Below are 16,229 nucleotides of genomic sequence, written 5' to 3'. Positions count from 1 at the left end.
AGTCCCGGATCAGGGCAGTCAGGAAGCCGTGGCGGCGGCCTCGTACTCCTTGGCGTACTCCTCGGCCGCCTTGTCCCCGCCCTTGGCCTTCCATTGCTTGACCATGGGCTCCCAGTCGGAGAGCGACTTGCGTCCCATGATGATCGCCTTGACGGAGTCGCCCACGAAGAGTTCCAGCTCGTTGAGCTTGGCGCTCCAGGTGCTGGAGAGCAGGCCCACTGACGGGTCGGCGACGCCGACCTGGACGATCTCGCTCTGGAAGGCATGGCGTCTTCTGACCGTTTCTGCACCGCCCGGTACTGATGCGGGCAGGAAGAGCACCTGCTGAGGGCAGGCCAGGAACCCGACGCCCAGGGTGTCCTTGTTGTCGCCGTTGAGGGCGAGCTCGTTCTGTACGGGGCTGCCGTCGTCGCCGCGCTCGAAGTGGGTTCCCTCGACCCCGTAATTGATGAGCTCGTACTCCTCGGTGCCGAACGGCGCGGCGAGGAAGTCGAGGACCCGGAGCAGGAGTTCGATGCGCTCCTTGGGCGCCTTCTTCAGTGCCGTCTGGTAGTCGGCTCCGGGCGTCAGCCAGTGACCGGGTTCGGCCCCGTTGGCGGGCTTGAACGGGCGGAGCGTCTCCAGTGTGAAGCCGTCCTTGATCCCGGTGGCCCACCCGCTGAAGGAGGCGTTGGAGTTGCCGGTCGCGGCAGTGATACCGGACATGAAGTCGGATCCCAAAGCGGCGTCATGGGACAGCGGGTCGGGGCGGTGGACGCCGGACTTCTGCCACGTGGCGAGGTACTCGACGCCCGCCTTCATCTGGTCATCTTCGAGGTTCGTGAGGAACTGGCCGTCCTGGAGTCGCCACTTGTTGGCCGCGCCGAAGGCGGGAACGACCGAGTTGAAGTTGAAGCTGCCGGCACCGCCCGCGCCCACCGGGTACTTGTTGCGGTGTGTACGGCCGATCTGCCGAAGGCCCTCCGTGAGCTGGTCAGCACCGAGGGCTCCGACCTCCGGCATCCAGATCCCGGCCCGCTCGAAGCGCTCCTTGTTGACGTAGAGGCTGTGGCCGACGCGCGGCCGTTCGACCGGGATCCGGTAGAGCCGTCCGCCGATCCGGCCGGAAGCCTTCCAGGCGTAGGCGGGGATGGCGGCCAGGTTCGGATACCGCTTGACCGCGTCGCCGGAGAGGAACTCGGTCAGGTCCTGGCATCTGGCGGCGACCATCTCGGCGACGTCGGGCAGGTTGGCCGAGACCGCGATGATGTCAGGGAGTTCCCCGCCGGCCACCAGTGTCGCGTACTTCTGCGGAGCCTCAAGGGCGGGGATGACCTGCAGGTCGAGATCCACGCCGAGAGCCGCTTCGATCGCCTGCCACAGCTTGTGCTTGGCCTTCGGCTTCGGTGGGGCGCCCCAGGTGATGGTCCACACCGTCACCTTCGATCCGTCACCCGGCTTCTCCGCGACGGCCTTGGCCAGCTCCTTGGGGTAGGAGGTGAAGCCGGGCTGGACGCCCTTGTCGGTCGGTGCCAGGTCCGGCTTCGGGGCGTTCGGGTGGGGGACGTAGGTCGGCCAGGGGGCCAGGTCCTTGCCGGCGTTGCCGGTGTCACTCGTAGCGGTCGAGGTGGAGCACCCGGCGAGTGAGAAGCCGGTGGTGGCCAGTGCGGTGGAAATGCCCATCGTCTGCAGGACGGTTCTGCGCGAGACGCTCATGGCGGATCGGTTCCTTCGGTGAGAAGCGCGAAGCAGCGAGGCAGGCGGAAGCCCGGGTGGGCGGAGCCAATCGAGAGTGTCGGGGAGAGAAGGGCCGAAGAGAGAAGGCCGGCGAGGGAGGGGCTCAGCTCTTGACCGCGCCGGTCAGGACGCCCTTGGTGAAATAGCGCTGGACAAAGGGATAGACGACGAGGATGGGCACGGTGGCCAGGACGACGACGGCCATGTTGACCGTCTGCGGGGCGAAGTCGACCTGCTCACCGGTGGCGCCGCCGACCTGGACGAGCTGGTTCTGGGCCTGTACGACGTAGGTGCGCATCCAGGTCTGCACCGGCCACATCGACTGGTCGTCCAGATAGAGCAGGGCGCGGAAGAAGTCGTTCCAGTAGCCGACCGCGTAGAACAGGCCGACCACGGCGATGACGGCCTTGGACAGCGGCAGCACGATCGTGCACAGGATCCGAAGTTCGCCCGCACCGTCCAGTTTGGCCGACTCGAACAGCTCGGCCGGGATGCCCTGGAAGAAGCCGCGCATCACGACCAGGTTGAACGCTGAGACCAGTACGGGCAGGAAGAGCGCGGTGTAGGTGTTGCGCAGGCCCAAGGAGTTGACCACCAGGAAGCTGGGGATCATGCCGGCCGGGAAGAGGAAGGTGAACAGGATCCCGATCATGACCGGCCTGCCGCCGACCACGCCGGGCCGCGCCAGGGCGTAGGCCAGGGTGATCGTGCACACCAGGCTCAGCAGCGTCCCGACGAGGGTGACCAGGGCCGAGACGACCAGGGCCCGGGTGATCTGGCCGCCGGAGAAGACGAGGTCGTAGGCGTGCAGGGTCCATTCCCGCGGCCACAGCGCATAGCCGCCGTTGGCGCTGACCTGTGCGTCCGGGGCGAAGCTGGTCGCGATCACCACCCACAGCGGGATCACCACGGCGAGGACGGTGGCCGCCAGAGCGAGCCCCTTGGCTCCCTGGGTCAGGGGCTTGGGCTTCTCCAGCCAGGCCGGGCGCTCCGTACGGACGTCGCTCATCAGCGGTACACCCCCTGCTCGCCCATGCGGTGGGCGACTTTGTTCGCGGTGAAGACCAGGACGGCACCGATCGCGCCCTTGAACAGTCCGGCGGCGGCGGCCACGCCCCAGTTCTGGTCGCGCACGCCGTGGTAGTAGACGTAGGTGTCGATGACCTCGGCCACGTCCGGGCCGAAAGCGTCGCGCTGGAGCAGGATCTGCTCGAAGCCGACGGAGAGGATGTCGCCGAGGCGCAGGATCAGCAGCAGGAAGATCACCGCGCGCAGCGACGGCAGCGTCACGTGCCAGAACCGGCGCCATGGGCCGGCTCCGTCGATGGCGGCGGCCTCGTACTGGTTCTCGTCGATCTGGTGCAGCGCGGCGAGGAAGATGATTGTGCCCCAGCCGCACTCCTTCCAGATGAGTTCGAGGACCATGAGCGGCTTGAACGCGTCCGGGTTGCCGATGACATCGACCAGGTGGTCGCCGGAGCCGCCGAACAGCCCGTTGACGACGCCGTCCGCGCCCAGCACCTGCTGGAAGAGGGCGATGACGATGACCCAGGAGATGAAGTGCGGCAGATAGACCACCGACTGCACGAACCTCCGCGTCCTGCCCCGGATGACGCTGTGCAGCAGCAGGGCCAGCGCGAGCGGAACCGGGAAGTAGAAGACGATCTGCAGCAGTGCCAGCAGGACGGTGTTCAGCGCGGCATGCCAGAAGGCCGGCTCCCCGAAGAGTGCCTGGAAGTTGCCGGTACCCACCCATGGACTCGCGCCGACGCCCAGGTACGGCTTGTAGTCCTTGAACGCGATCACGTTCCCGAACAGGGCTCCGTACTGGAACACGAGGAAGTACAGCACCCCCGGCACCATGAGCAGCAGCAGTGCCCTGTCCCTGCGTATCCGGGACAGCAACCCCTCGCTTCCCGGGCGGCGCACCGCAGCCCCGGTCCGTTCCGGCTTCGCCGGTACGAGGCCAGGTTCTGCCGCGGGGGTCTGCCTCGCGGCGCTGGTGGACTCGTCCACCAGCGCCCCGCCGCTCACCGTGTTCATCGAGGTCCCTCCTGTGTCCGGACCCGCTCGGCGAGGGACCCGCATGGCGCGATCCCGCCCCCAGGACAGCGCGACTTCTGTTCGAACTGAGCGTTCCGGCTCCGGACCGAGATGTTCGACGACCCGGACACGGACGGTCAATGGGTGCTCGACCACTCGCACAGAACCGCACGCGCTGGCGGCTTTGACCCCGCAGCGCATGGGGATTCACCAGCCCGCAAGCAGTTGGCTGCCCCTGTCCGCGCTCCATGGGCCTCGTTCGCCGGTACACGTTGGGCATAAGGTGTGCGATCACGCACCGCTGGGAGGCCGATGCCTTGTGTTCACCGCACGCCAAGAGGCGATCCTGCGCGCCGTTCGCCGCGAAGGCGCCGTACGCGTAACGGAGATCGCCGCGGAGCTCCGTGTGTCGCAGATGTCCGTGCGCCGCGACATCAATGCACTCGCCGAGGCGGGAATCGTCAACCGCGTCCACGGTGGGGCCGTCCTGGCGGCCCTGCCGGCGGCCGGTGGACCAGGGGCCGCACCCGGGCGCGGTCGCCCGCTCTCCCTGGGAATGGTCGTGCCCTCGCCATCCACCTACTTCCATCAGCTGGTCCACGGGGCACGCGTCGCTGCGGAGTCCCTGCACGCGCAGTTGAGGATCGGCTTCTCGAACTACAACGACGGTGAGGACGGTGCCCTCGTCAGGCGGATGCTGGACGACCGGCTCGACGGCCTGCTCCTCACCCCCAGTTGCTCGCTCGAAGAAGCCCGCCCCACTCTCGGCTGGCTCGCCGCACTCGACACCGCCGTCGTGATCGTGGAACGTCGCCAGGAAGCGAGCGCAGTCGTCGATTCCTTCGACTACGTCAGCTCCCACCACGAACACGGCGCGCTTCAGGCCCTGCGCCACCTCGTCGACGGCGGACATCGCCGGATCGCGCTCCTGGCCCGCCCGTCGACCACCAGTCACTGGATCGCCCGGGCTTTCGACCTCGCCACCGACCACTACGACCTGCCCCGTGACACACCGCGCAACATCACCGTCCATCCACGGGACGACGCCGAGGCCGACGCCCAGGTCGAGCGCTTCCTGGACGACGTCGCCCGCACGGGCGTCACGGCGGTGGTCGCCCACCCCGACGTACAGGCGATCATGCTGGTCCAGCGTGCCCGGGCACGAGGCTGGACGCTGCCCGACGAACTGGCCGTGGTCGCCTACGACGACAGCCTGGCCACGCTCGCCGACATCCCGCTCACTGCCGTCGCCCCACCACGCCACACCGTCGGGCGGATCGCGGTAGGTCGGCTCGTGCAACGCATCAGGGAGGGTGCCGCGCACATCCCGCAGCACATCCTCGTCCCGCCGCAGCTCAACATCCGTGCCTCGACCAGCGGTTGGCGCGGTGGATCTGGCGATCACCGCGGCCATGCGCCGGCGTGACCGACCGCCGGTGCTCCAACGCCCCGTGAAGCGAGGTGTTGGGACCTGAGGCGGTCCGAGGTGGGGGGTTTGCCGTGGAGTGGGTCCGATCTGTGGATCCCGGTGTTGGACCGGGAGGCCCGGGCGGTGGCTGGGATTCCGTCAGATCCAGAAGGGCGCCGGGGGAACTGCGTCGGCCCCGTGAGCGGTGAGTCCGGTGCCGAGGACCGGCCGCTGAGCCAGCCGAGGAGGTCGGCCTGCCGTCCTCTGACCGTGGTGCCGCCGGTCCCCAGCGCGTGGACGAGGCCGGTGTCGGTTGTCTCCAGGCGCAGGGGCGGGGTATCCCCGCGCCGGGCGAGTGCCTCGACGATGTCGTCGATGATCCATCGTGTGGCGTCGGCCGGTATGTCGGTGAAGCCGTATCCGGAGTCCAAGTCGGCGTGGTGGAGCTCCAGTTCGCGCAGCCGGGTCGGAACCAGGGTCGCGGGTGTGCGGAGCTCGCCGGTGCGCATCCGGACCTCGGTGTGCCAGGCGGTTGAGGGCACGGCACGCACGGCTTCCGCGAAGCGGGCGGCGGAGTCGAGAACGTCGGTGGTCAGGTCGTCGACCGGCCGTCGGGCCCCGGCCTCGATCTCGGCGGCCCGGGCTTCCATGCTCGCGTACTGCGGCGTCTCCACTCCGGTGCGGGCCCAGGTCAGCAGTCGGCAGAGGCTGTCCGCGGCGCGCGCCACATGCGTGATGACGTGGCCGCGGGTCCAGGGCGGGACAAGTGTTGCTTCCGCTACCTGGGCCTCAGTGAGTGAGGCGACGGTGGCGGCGAACCGGTCCGTGGACGCTGCGATCTGGCTCAAGACTCCGAGGTCCTGCATGGCCTCCCCTGAGATGTGTCCGCAATGCGGAAGGAGCTGTTCGTATGGCGAAAAGCCGCTCGACTGTAAGCGCCGCGCTTCCGCGTCGTCAATCAATGCACCGGACCCGTGAGTTGGGTAAGTGATCTATGTCGCTGCGCGTTGTCTCGATCGTCGAGACGTGGCTAACTTGGATGCCGCGATGTGGATGAAGGATTCCGCATTACGGATTATGCTTGGGTGTTCTCAGGCGGCGGACGCCCGCGCCGTTACGCTGCAGCCACCTTCACCGGCGGCCGCGGCTCGGGCCGCAGGGGAGAAGACCCGCCGGGCCCATGGAACCTCAAGCCACGGGGGCCATCGCGCCGCAGTCCAGGCTCGGTTCTGGCCTGCGCCGGTGTGGAGTGTGTCGGAGGGGTCCCGCGGTGCCCGCCGTTGCGGGACGCAGTACGGCGGTGCGGTGCTCGCAGCGGCTTCGGGGACTCCAGCGGGGTGCTGGTCTCGTGAGCTCGGTTGAGTGTGGTGGAGTGTCGGGGTGTTGGCGTTGTCTGTGAGTTCACGGAGGTAGAAAGAGGCATGCGTGTGCTTTCGTTCGGGGTGGGTGGGGGCGCGTGATGCGTGACCCGGAAGAGGCCGAGGCTGCGCTCGTCGCGCGGCTGGACGCGCTCGGCATTCCCTGGGCCACCGAGCATCACGAACCGGTCTTCACCGTCGAGCAGGCCCGGGCTCTGCACGGAGTCGGCGATGCCGGAGGGCACGCCAAGAACCTCTTCCTCAAGGACAGGAAACGGCGGCTGTTTCTGGCCGTGGTCGAGGAGAACACGCAGGTTGACCTGAAAGCCCTCGGGAAGGCGGTAGGGGGCGCCAGGCTGTCCTTCGGGAAGCCGGAGACCCTCACCGACGTACTGGGTGTCACGCCAGGGGCGGTGACTCCCTTCGCCCTGATGAACGCCGCTCCGGGCAGCATCAGCGTCGTCCTCGACCGCGGCCTGCTGACCCGTACGCCCCTGCACTTCCATCCGCTGCGCAACGACGCCACGACCGCCGTATCGCCCCAGGGCCTCATCGCCTTCCTCCGCGACTGCGGTCACGAGCCCATGCTGCTCGACTTCCGAACGCTGGGACATGACAGCAACGACGCTGTGTCACCGAGCGCCTGATCGTCCGTCCTGGCGATTGCCTGGGCGTGCGCGGGAGTGGCCCTGGTACCCGTCATCGCGGGCGGCAGTACAGCCGTGGCCGTCCCGCACCCCAGCCTGGCGAGAGCCGTTCCTCTGGCGTCCCAGCCCGCAGATGGCTAGGAGTGGCCGGCGTGCGCTGTCCGCCGGCGGATTTGCCACGACACGAAGTGCTGAGGCGATCGGCAAAAAGATCTTGCAGTTATGGAGCAGCGTTTTGGTCGCCGAACGCTGTCTGAGGGGCGAATGGGTCAGTCAGTCGTCCTGGGCTGCCGTGGGCGGGCTGCTGGTGGCTCTGAGGACGTGAGGAGATGCGATGACACACAGGCGCAAGGAGCGCCTCTCCGGCCGCACCGTTGTTGCCGCGGTCGCTGTTGTGGCGGTGTCGGGCGGCGGTGTGGTGTTCGCTGCCGGCGGCGGCTCCCATGCAGTGGCGGAGCCGACCGCGATCGCGGTCTGGTCCATGGCTGCCGTGCGGTTGGTGGAAGCGGGTGAGCGGATCGACACCGGGCGGGGCACCACGATCTGGCTGACCGCGGACGGCCGGCTGGTCGCGGATGTCCCCGGCGATACCGAGGGCCGTTTCGCGCAGCCGAAGTCGGTGCTCGGCACCGATGTGCCGGACACCACGATTGATGCCGTCAGCCTCGCCGAGGCGGCCGGGACGCTGTACGTCGGCTTCTACCGTGGCCCGGGCCAGCTCGCCAGGGCCACCGTGCAGGCCGGCGGCGCGACGCTGAACGCGAAGGTGGTCACCCTGGCCGGCAACCCCGGTTGGGCCGCCTTCTACGTCGACGCATCTACCCGTCCCGGCGAGGCAGCGAGGGGTCCGGCGGTCATCACCCTCACCGGTCATGCCGCCGACGGCACCGTTCTCGCCCACACCACGCAGCCCGTGCCGGAGTGAGGGACCGGGCTGCCGGCCCAGGTCCTCCCATTGCCCGCTGACTGGCGGGCAACGGCCTGCCCCGTTTTCTGCAAGGACGCCTCTTTTGAGAAGTGATATCGACGAGGACTTCCGCGGTTTCATGGTCGGCCGGTGGTCGCGGTTGCTGCGCACCGCGCATCTGCTCACCGGCAATCACCATGACGCCGAGGAACTCGTCCAGGGCACGCTGGCCCGCGCCTATGTGAAGTGGGACCAGGTGCGGCGCAGCGACGACGTGGACGCCTACGTATGGCGGATCATGATTCACAGCAATGCGGACCGGTTCCGTCGGCGCAGGGTGCGCGAGTGGTTCACCACGCGCTTGCCGGATACCGCGGTGGCCGACCACACCAGCCGGGTGGAAGAGCGCGACGTGCTCGTGGACGCCTTGGCCCGGCTGCCTGCCCGGCAGCGCGCGGCCGTGGTGCTGCGCTACTTCGAGGACCTGACCGACACTCAGGCCGCCGCGGCCCTGGGAACCCGGGCGGCCACGGTCCGCAGCCAGGTCACGCGGGGCCTGGCCAACCTCCGCCAGGACCCCTCCCTCGCCGCACTGGCCGCCCCCATCAGCGGCACCGAGAACCCACCCACACTCCCCACAGCTAAGGAAGGTGCCCTTCGATGACCTTCGAAGACAACCTCAGGCAGGCGCTGCGCACGTCGGCCGAGTCCGCCCCCACCGCGCCCGTCCCTACAGTGGCGGTTATCCGGCGCGGCGGGGCGATCCGCCGCCGCCGCAACGCCGCCCGCACCGCGGGGTTGGCCGCTGCCGTCGTGTCGTGCACCCTCGTCACCGTCGCGCAGCTCACCGCCACGGCAACCACTCCGACCGAGCCGGCCTCCTCGCACTCCGGCGGGGTGCGGGTGGTGCGTGCAGAGGAGCGGATCGATACCGGGCTGGGCAACAGCTTCTGGGTGACTGCCGACGGCTCTGTGGTCCTGCACACCCCGGGTTTCACCCCGAAGGGACAGAAGGAGGACAAGCCGTACCCGGTAGCTTCCGCCAAGGACCTGAAGGATCCCACCCTTCCTTTGATGTTCGGCCCCACCCACTCCGAGCCGGGCGGAAACCTGTATGTCGGCGTCTACCGCGGCAAGGGCAAGCTCGCCAAGGTCACTGTGGAGGTCAACGGTGTGACGCTGAACGCGACGGTGGTCACGCTGTCCGGCAACCCCGGCTGGGCCGCCTTCTATGTCAACGGTCCTTCAACCTTCGGCAAGCCCCCGCTGGAGAAGTGGTTCACCGGCTACGCCGCCGATGGCACCGTCCTCGCTCGTGGTCATGAGACAAGCGGTTTCGGCGCCCCGGCACCGGCCGAGCCGACGGTCACTGCCTCACCGGCCGAGCCGGACTCGCCACAGCCCGCCGGGGTGCGGGTGGTACGTGCAGAGGAGCGGATCGATGCCGGGCGGGGCAACAGCTTCTGGGTGACCGCAGACGGCTCTCTGGTCTGGCAGGAAGCAGAGAGGAAAGGACGGCCGTTCTCGCTAGCCTCCGCGAAGCTCCTCAAGGATCCCACCCTCCCCTTGATGTATGCCATGACATCCGCCAAGCCGACCGGGAACCTGTACATCGGCGTCTACCGCGGCCCGCACAAGCTCGCCAAGGTGACCGTGGAGGTCAACGGTGTGACGCTGAACGCGAAGGTGGTCACGCTGGCCGGCAACCCCGGCTGGGCCGCCTTCTATGTCAACGGCCCCTCAACCTTCGGCGGCAAGCCCGGGCCGGACAAATGGCACACCGGATACGCCGCCGACGGCACCGTCCTCGCCAACTGCTTGCAGAAGGACGGGGGTGACGTCACCCATCGCTGCTGAGTGCGGTGGCTACGGCTTCTGCTGATCCTGCCGCCGGCCGCAGCACCTCGGCATCTCCTCACACCCGACCCGCGCCCCGGACAGGGCTGATGACCGTGCGCCCACGCATCAAGAGGCCGCCGTGCCGCTGTTGTTGATGCGTGGGCGCACGAAGCTCATTGCCGAAGGCGCCCGAACACCGGAATTCCCCTGCCTTGCCAGACAACTCCGCCGGCCGGACCGCAGCGCCGTCCCACAGCCTGCCCTCCCGCTTCCTCCGCCTCGTAACGCAGCGGCCAGGGCGACGGCGCGGTGCCCGCCACGCCCCGCGTCCTCACCGCCCAAGGCGGTGGCTGCGCAGACTCGCCACCTCGGCCCTGCTCCTGGTTCTCGCCCTGTGCGGCGTGGCGATGGGGGTGTACACCCTGGTGGACATCCCTCCCGCGCACCCCGAAGCGGTGGTGCAGAGCACCGTGTTCGTGGATGTCCGCGGTAACCACCTCGGGCGGCGCGGCCCGGTGGACCGGCAGGACGTGCCTCTGTCCCGTGTGCCGCGGCATGTGCAGGAGGCCGTCATCGCCGCGGAGAACCGGTCCTTTCGCACCGACTCCGGGATCGCGCCGACCTCGATCGGGCGTGCCGTGCTCGCCGCGATCACCGGAGGTACCAGGCAGGGCGGCTCCACCATCACCCAGCAGTACGTCAAGAACGCCCTGCTGACCCCGGAACAGTCGCTGTCCCGCAAGGCCGAAGAGGCAGTGATCGCCGTCAAGCTGGACCGTACCCGCTCCAAGGAGGAGATTCTCCAGGGGTATCTGAACACCGTGTACTTCGGCCGCGGCGCGGCCGGCATCGAGGCCGCCGCCCGCAACTACTTCGGCGTCAACGCCGAGGCCCTGACCCTCTCCCAGGGTGCCGCACTGGCGGCCGTCATCAACCTGCCGTCGTACTACGAGAAGGCCGGATCCGACCCGAAAGTCACCGCTGTCCTGCAGCGCCGCTGGGCCTGGGTGCTGGAGGGCATGACGGCTGGTGGTGCCATCACCGCGCGACAGCGAGCCCAGGCTGTGTTTCCCGCGTTCCGCTTCTTCCCACCGGGGCAGACGGAGGGCCAGCGTCAGTACCTCATCGACGCCGCCGCTGCCGAAGCCGCAGCAAAGCTCGGCATCAGCCAGGACGAACTCGCCCGCGGCGGCTACACGGTGCACACCACTTTCGACCTCACCCTCCAGGACGCGGCCGCGGAGGCAGTGCGGGCTCAGTCCGCCGCCGCCCGCACCCAAGAGGCCGACCCCGAGGCCCGGCTGCACACCGCGATCGTCGCGGTGATTCCCGGCGACGGCGCGATCCGCCTGCTCTACGGCGGCGCCGACTACGCCCAGCAGCCCTTCAACGACGCCCTCAACGGCGCCATCGAAGCGGGCACCGCCCTGAGCCCTTTGACCGGTGTCCGACTGGCACCACCGCTGGACCAGCTCCAGCACACCGCAGCCCCCACCACCATCCAGATGGCCGCCGCCTATGCCACCGTGGCCGGCCACGGCCGCCACGCCACCCCCTACACCACCGCGAAGATCACCCGCGGCGGCCGCACCCTCCACACCGGACGACCGGACATCCAACACGCCATGACCGCCACGGCCGCCGAAACCGTCACCCGCAAGCTCAACAGCACCTCCGCCGGCCTGCCGACGCACCACACCGGCGGAGCCGCCAACCGCACCGCCTGGTCCACCACCTACGGACCCCACCTCACGCTGACCGTCGCCCTCTTCGCCGAACACCCCGCCATCGGCAAGAAGCCCGCCAGGCCGACCTCGCTCATCGGACTCACCGGCAACCAGACCGCAGCGGAATCCGCCGCCGAGACCGCGAGCGCTGTCTGGCCCGGCGAAGGACCGTCTGCCGGGTCGTCACCGCGGTGAACGCCTACCACTTCACCGGCGGCCCCTGCGCCTCGAGCTGGTTCGGCGCGGCAGCCGCCCAGGGCGCTCAGGAGTGGGACACGATCGTCGCCGTCGCCGTCGCCGTCGCCGTCGCCGTCGCCGTCGCCGTCGCCGTCGCCGTCGCCGTCGCCGTCGCCGCCGTCGTGGGCGACCGCGACCGGGGGATCGTTCCTCCGTGTGGACGCTCTCGCCAGGTCCTTGGCGGTGTGGCGGCCGTCCGCCGGGACCGGGCGGATGTCCCGGAGCAGCTTTCGCGGCCGGGTCAGTAGGACGGTGGCCGCTTCGCGGTCGTCCACGTTCGCGGCGGTCACGGCCACGAGGAGCAGCAGCCCAGGCAGTCGGTCACGATGTGCCGCTTCCTGCCGTTGATCGGCTAGCCGCCGTCGTGGCCGCGTGAGGCGGAGGGCACGGACGCGGCGGCCTGATCGGCTGCGCGTGGATGACCCCGGCTGTCGGCTCCGCCTCGTGCCCCTGACGCTCCCGCACCTTCCCGCGCAGGCGGTCACGCTCGGCCGGGTGACGTGGTGGCGGCAGGTGTGGATGTTGCCGCCCTGGACCTCTGCGTGCGCGTCGGGAGTGAACTGGACGCCGGGCAGCGTGGCGGGGCGGTAGCGGAGTGGCGGAGGAGTCGGTATCGCGGGGCCGGCATGGGTCCGGGGCGTCGTCAACGGCCGCCTGCCAGGGTCTGCTCGACTTCGTCGAGCTTGTCGACGACCGCCACCCGCCCCCGTTCGGCCGGTTCTCCGCTCGCCTTCGTCTCCCGGCCGGTGACCAGCAGGACCACGCTTTCCGATGGGTCTGCAAGGCCGTGTTCGATGGCGCTGTTCAGCCCTGCCAGGGCTGCGGCGCCGGCGGGTTCGGCGTTCACGCCTGCTGTGTCGGCGAGTGTGGACACCGCGCTGAGCAGGGCCGTGTCGGTGACGGCCATCATTGCTCCGCCGCTTTGGCGTGTCACGGCGAGTGCGGCTTCACCGATGGCGGGCCGCAGCACCGCGATGCCGTCGGCGACGGTGGCGGCGGGGTCCAGTTCCGCCGGCCTGGCGGGTGTGTCCTGCCAGGCCCGCACCAGGGGCTGGCAGCGCTCCGCCTGTATGCCGATCAGGCGCGGTTTGCGGGTGGTGAGGCCGCAGCTGACGAGTTCGGCGAAGCCCTTGTCGAGCGCCACCAGCGTGGGGCCGTCGCCGACGGGGAGGACCATGAGGTCCGGGAGTCGGCGGCCGAGCTGTTCCCAGACCTCGAACGCGACGGTCTTCTTCGCTTCGATGGTGAGCGGGTTGGCGCCCGTGTTGCGGTCGAGCCATCCGAAGGAGCGGGCGGCCGCGCGGGAGAGGTCGACTGCGGCCGCGTAGCCGTCGCGTACCTGGAAGACCCATGCACCGGCCTGGGCCATGAGCGCGAGCTTCTCCGGCCGGCAGTCGGCGGACACGAAGATGACGGCTCGCATCCCCGCTGCCGCGGCGCCGAAGGCCGTGGCCACAGCGGCGTTTCCGGTGGAGGCGGTCGTGATCGTGTCCATCCCGCGTCGCAGCCCGTCTTCGATCACGAGTGCGGTGGCGCGGTCCTTGTTGGACGCGGTCGGGTTGCGCGTCTCGTCCTTGATCCACAGGCGCGGTACGCCCAGCGTCTTTCTGAGCGCCGGGGCCGGCAGCAGCGGCGTGCCACCGATCGGCAGCGGATACCGCACCGGGCCACCGGCTACCGGCAGCAGCTTGCGGTATCGCCACATGCTGAACGATCCCGGCCGGTCCGGTGTCATCAGCGCGGACCGGTAGTCGTACTGCAGCCACTCACAACCCGACCGGTCGAGCGACCTGGTCACGCTACCCATGGCGCACCTCGCTCGTGTGCCTGCCGTCGACCAGGGCGGCCAGATCGGCGAGGACGGGGTGGCGGGTGACGTCCTTGAGGGACACCGCGCGGTCAAGGGCGACCGCCAGCTTCACCGCCGACAGTGACGTGCCGCCCCTGTCGAAGAAGTGGTCGCGCGGGCCGATCCGGTCCGGCGGGACGCCGAGCACCTTCGCCCAGGCGGCCGCCAGACGCTCCTCGGTCGGCGTGCTCGGCGCGTGGTGATCGTCCTTCACGGTGCCGAGTTCGCCGGCGCGTGCCGTCAGCGTCCGCCTGTCGATCTTTCCGTTGGGGGTCAGGGGCAGGCTCTTGTCCCAGTGGAAGGCCGAGGGGACCATGTACTCGGGCAGCGACTGGCCCAGCCGGTCCCGCAGGACTTTGGCCGGCAGCGGGCGCCGGCCGGAGTAGAAGGCCACCAGGCGCTTGCTCCCACCGTCCCCTTCGGCGACCACCGCGGCGCCGTCGCGGACGCCGTCGATGCGCAGGAGCGCGTTCTCTATCTCGCCGATCTCGATCCGGAAGCCCCGTATCTTGACCTGGTTGTCCCGGCGGCCGAGGAACTCGAGCTTGCCCTCCGGCTGCCAGCGGCCGTAGTCGCCGCTGCGGCAGATCCTCCCTTCTGGGCCTTGTCCGGACTCCGTCCGGGGGGATGTCCCGGGCGGGGGAGGCTCACCCTTGCGGTGCGGATCGGCCATGAAGACCTGACTGGTCCGCTCGGGGTCGTTGACGTACCCGCGGCCGACGCAGACACCGGCGAAGACGATCACACCGGGGGCGCCCAGCGGCACCGGTGACAGGTGCTCGTCGACGACGTAGACGCGCGCATTGCCGATGGGGCGGCCGAGCGGGACCTGGTCCCGGTCCGGTACCCGGTCCATGACCTCGTGGACGACGTCGTCCGAGGTCTCGGTCAGCCCGTAGGTGTTGACCATCTTGATCTTGGGCTGGGTGGCGAACCAGCGCTGCACCAGCTCCTTCTTCAGGAAGTCGCCGGTGGGCGACACGGTGTGCAGGTCCGGCAGTTCACGGGGGTTCTGCTCCAGGAAGGACAGGAAGACGTCGAGGTAGGACGGCACGACCTGGAGCACGGCGGCCCGGCCGTCGACGATCGTGTCCACGAACCGCTCGACGTCCAGGATCGCCTCCTGGTCGACCAGCAGGGTCCGGCCGCCGACGAGGAGCGCGGCGAGCAGCTGCCACACCGAGATGTCGAAGCACTGGGGTCCGGTCTGGGGGATCACCTCGCCCTCGGCGACTTCCAGGTCGTCGAGCTTGGCGTAGATGTGGTTGAGCATGCCCGCGTGCTCGCACATCGCCCCCTTGGGTTCCCCGGTGGAGCCGGAGGTGAACAGGATGTAGGCGAGCTGGTCCGGCGAGACCCGGATGCCGAGATCACCGTCGGCGTGGTTCTCCTCCCAGGCCGTCTCGACGAAGAGCGTCCGGACTCCGGGCAGTGTGCCCAGGGCCTGGTCGAGCGTGGCGGTGCTGCCACGTTCGGTGAGGACGAACCCGCACTCGGCCCGGGAGAGTGCGGCCGTGATGCGGTCGGTGGGGAAGTGCGGCTCGATGGGCAGATACACGCCACCGGCCTTGAAGATCGCGAGGACGGAGGCCATCCAGTCCAGGTTCCGCTCCGTCACCACCGCGACGACGTCTTCGCGGCGCAGCCCTCGCGCCAGCAGGGCCCGGCCCAGCCGGTTGGCGCGGGTGTTGAGCTCCCGGTAGGTCCACTGCCGGTCGCCGAACACGGCAGCGACGGCGTCCGGGTGCTTGCGCACCCGCTCTTCGAACAGCTCGTGGACCCGGCGGTCCGGCAGCTGTCGGCGTGGCCCGGACAGCCCTTCGAGCTGGAACCGGAGCTCCTCGGCCGAGAGCAGGCTGCACCGCCCGTGCTCGGCGTCCGGATCGGCGGTGATCAGCGCGAGCGCGGTGAGGTGGTAGCCCGCGATCCTTGCGGCGCAGGCCGAGTCGATGACATCGGTCCGGTACCGCAGCCGCAGGCCGAGCCGGCCGCCGTGTTGGAAGACCCCCACCCGCAGCACGGTGTCCTCGGCGAGCTCACCGTCGCCGCCCGTGGGGTCGAAGACGGTCTCGAAGGACGGCTCGGTCAGGCCCAGTTCGCGCCTGAGGTCGTCGAGGGGGAAGTCCCGGTGCGAGCGCAGTTCCGCCTCGGAGCGACGTGTGTCCAGCAGCAGGGCCCGCCACGAGTCGGCCGCGGTCGTCAGCCGGCAGGGCAGCGGCGAGCCGCTCCCGGTGACGTAACCGGTCACGACGTCGCGTTCGCCGGACAGCGTGGCGAGAACCTTGGTGTGCGCGGCGAGGAGCACCGAGGACAACGGCACCGTCAGCTCGCCGGCCAGTCGCCGCAGCGCCGCCACGTCGCCGTCGGAGATCGTCGCGTCGTGTTCGGCGATGCCCGGCACCGGATCGAGGGTCCACCGCGGGATCGGCGTGAGTCCGCCGGCGGCGAGCACACCGCGCCAGAACTCGTGCCCGGTCTTGTTCTGTTCCATGTTCATC

Annotated in this window: 12 protein-coding genes and 1 pseudogene; 7 read left to right on the top strand and 6 right to left on the bottom strand. The window is 69.5% G+C overall.

Annotation, left to right across the window (positions count from 1 at the left end; genetic code table 11):
• Positions 1–18 precede the first annotated feature (18 nt).
• The 3 genes from ACIQMR_RS14495 to ACIQMR_RS14485 all read right to left on the bottom strand — a co-directional run bounded on the left by ACIQMR_RS14495 (position 19) and on the right by ACIQMR_RS14485 (position 3,759).
• Positions 19–1,695 carry an extracellular solute-binding protein gene (locus tag ACIQMR_RS14495; RefSeq protein ID WP_401385877.1) on the bottom strand — a complete coding sequence of 559 codons (1,677 nt, stop codon included), beginning with the start codon at positions 1,693–1,695 and terminating at the stop codon, positions 19–21.
• Positions 1,696–1,819: 124 nt separating this feature from the next.
• Positions 1,820–2,725: a carbohydrate ABC transporter permease gene (locus ACIQMR_RS14490; RefSeq protein WP_401385874.1), complete on the bottom strand. Its 906-nt coding sequence runs from the start codon at positions 2,723–2,725 to the stop codon at positions 1,820–1,822.
• Positions 2,725–3,759: an ABC transporter permease gene (locus ACIQMR_RS14485; protein WP_401385871.1), complete on the bottom strand. Its 1,035-nt coding sequence runs from the start codon at positions 3,757–3,759 to the stop codon at positions 2,725–2,727. The genes ACIQMR_RS14490 and ACIQMR_RS14485 overlap by 1 nt, the downstream gene beginning before the upstream one ends.
• 319 nt (positions 3,760–4,078) lie before the next feature.
• Here ACIQMR_RS14485 and ACIQMR_RS14480 point away from each other — a divergent pair, with 319 nt between their 5' ends.
• A complete protein-coding gene (locus tag ACIQMR_RS14480; protein ID WP_401385868.1) occupies positions 4,079–5,185 on the top strand; it encodes a substrate-binding domain-containing protein in 1,107 nt (368 codons plus the stop codon).
• Here ACIQMR_RS14480 and ACIQMR_RS14475 read toward each other — a convergent pair.
• Complete coding sequence (locus tag ACIQMR_RS14475) at positions 5,161–6,015, bottom strand: maleylpyruvate isomerase family mycothiol-dependent enzyme (protein ID WP_401385865.1); 855 nt, start codon at positions 6,013–6,015, stop codon at positions 5,161–5,163. The genes ACIQMR_RS14480 and ACIQMR_RS14475 overlap by 25 nt on opposite strands.
• 611 nt (positions 6,016–6,626) lie before the next feature.
• On the opposite strand from ACIQMR_RS14475, the gene ACIQMR_RS14470 reads away from it, so the two are divergent.
• From ACIQMR_RS14470 to ACIQMR_RS14445, 6 genes and pseudogenes are all read left to right on the top strand, one after another.
• On the top strand, positions 6,627–7,172 hold the full coding sequence (locus tag ACIQMR_RS14470) for a prolyl-tRNA synthetase associated domain-containing protein (protein ID WP_401385862.1): 546 nt from the start codon (positions 6,627–6,629) through the stop codon (positions 7,170–7,172).
• Positions 7,173–7,506: 334 nt separating this feature from the next.
• Entirely contained in the window at positions 7,507–8,097 is a 591-nt protein-coding gene (locus tag ACIQMR_RS14465) for a hypothetical protein (protein WP_401385859.1), read from the top strand.
• 85 nt (positions 8,098–8,182) lie between these two features.
• Positions 8,183–8,743 (top strand): SigE family RNA polymerase sigma factor, encoded by a 561-nt coding sequence (locus tag ACIQMR_RS14460; RefSeq protein ID WP_401385858.1) that lies wholly within the window; start codon positions 8,183–8,185, stop codon positions 8,741–8,743.
• Complete coding sequence (locus ACIQMR_RS14455; RefSeq protein WP_401385855.1) at positions 8,740–9,936, top strand: hypothetical protein; 1,197 nt, start codon at positions 8,740–8,742, stop codon at positions 9,934–9,936. Before ACIQMR_RS14460 ends, ACIQMR_RS14455 begins: the two co-directional genes overlap by 4 nt.
• Before the next feature lie 389 nt (positions 9,937–10,325).
• Positions 10,326–11,840 (top strand): transglycosylase domain-containing protein, encoded by a 1,515-nt coding sequence (locus tag ACIQMR_RS14450; protein WP_401386867.1) that lies wholly within the window; start codon positions 10,326–10,328, stop codon positions 11,838–11,840.
• A pseudogene (locus tag ACIQMR_RS14445) lies at positions 11,771–12,061 on the top strand (hypothetical protein); the annotation flags it as partial. The gene ACIQMR_RS14450 and the pseudogene ACIQMR_RS14445, both read left to right, overlap by 70 nt.
• 464 nt (positions 12,062–12,525) lie before the next feature.
• Here ACIQMR_RS14445 and ACIQMR_RS14440 read toward each other — a convergent pair.
• Positions 12,526–13,689, bottom strand: a complete 1,164-nt coding sequence (locus ACIQMR_RS14440; RefSeq protein ID WP_401385853.1) for a pyridoxal-phosphate dependent enzyme — start codon at positions 13,687–13,689, stop codon at positions 12,526–12,528.
• On the bottom strand, positions 13,682–16,222 hold the full coding sequence (locus tag ACIQMR_RS14435) for an amino acid adenylation domain-containing protein (RefSeq protein WP_401385850.1): 2,541 nt from the start codon (positions 16,220–16,222) through the stop codon (positions 13,682–13,684). Before ACIQMR_RS14435 ends, ACIQMR_RS14440 begins: the two co-directional genes overlap by 8 nt.
• Positions 16,223–16,229: the final 7 nt, after the last annotated feature.

The sequence above is a fragment of the Streptomyces sp. NPDC091376 genome, assembly GCF_044757085.1.
Classification (GTDB): Bacteria; Actinomycetota; Actinomycetes; order Streptomycetales; family Streptomycetaceae; genus Streptomyces; species Streptomyces pratisoli.
This window is presented reverse-complemented; position numbering and strand designations above follow the sequence as displayed.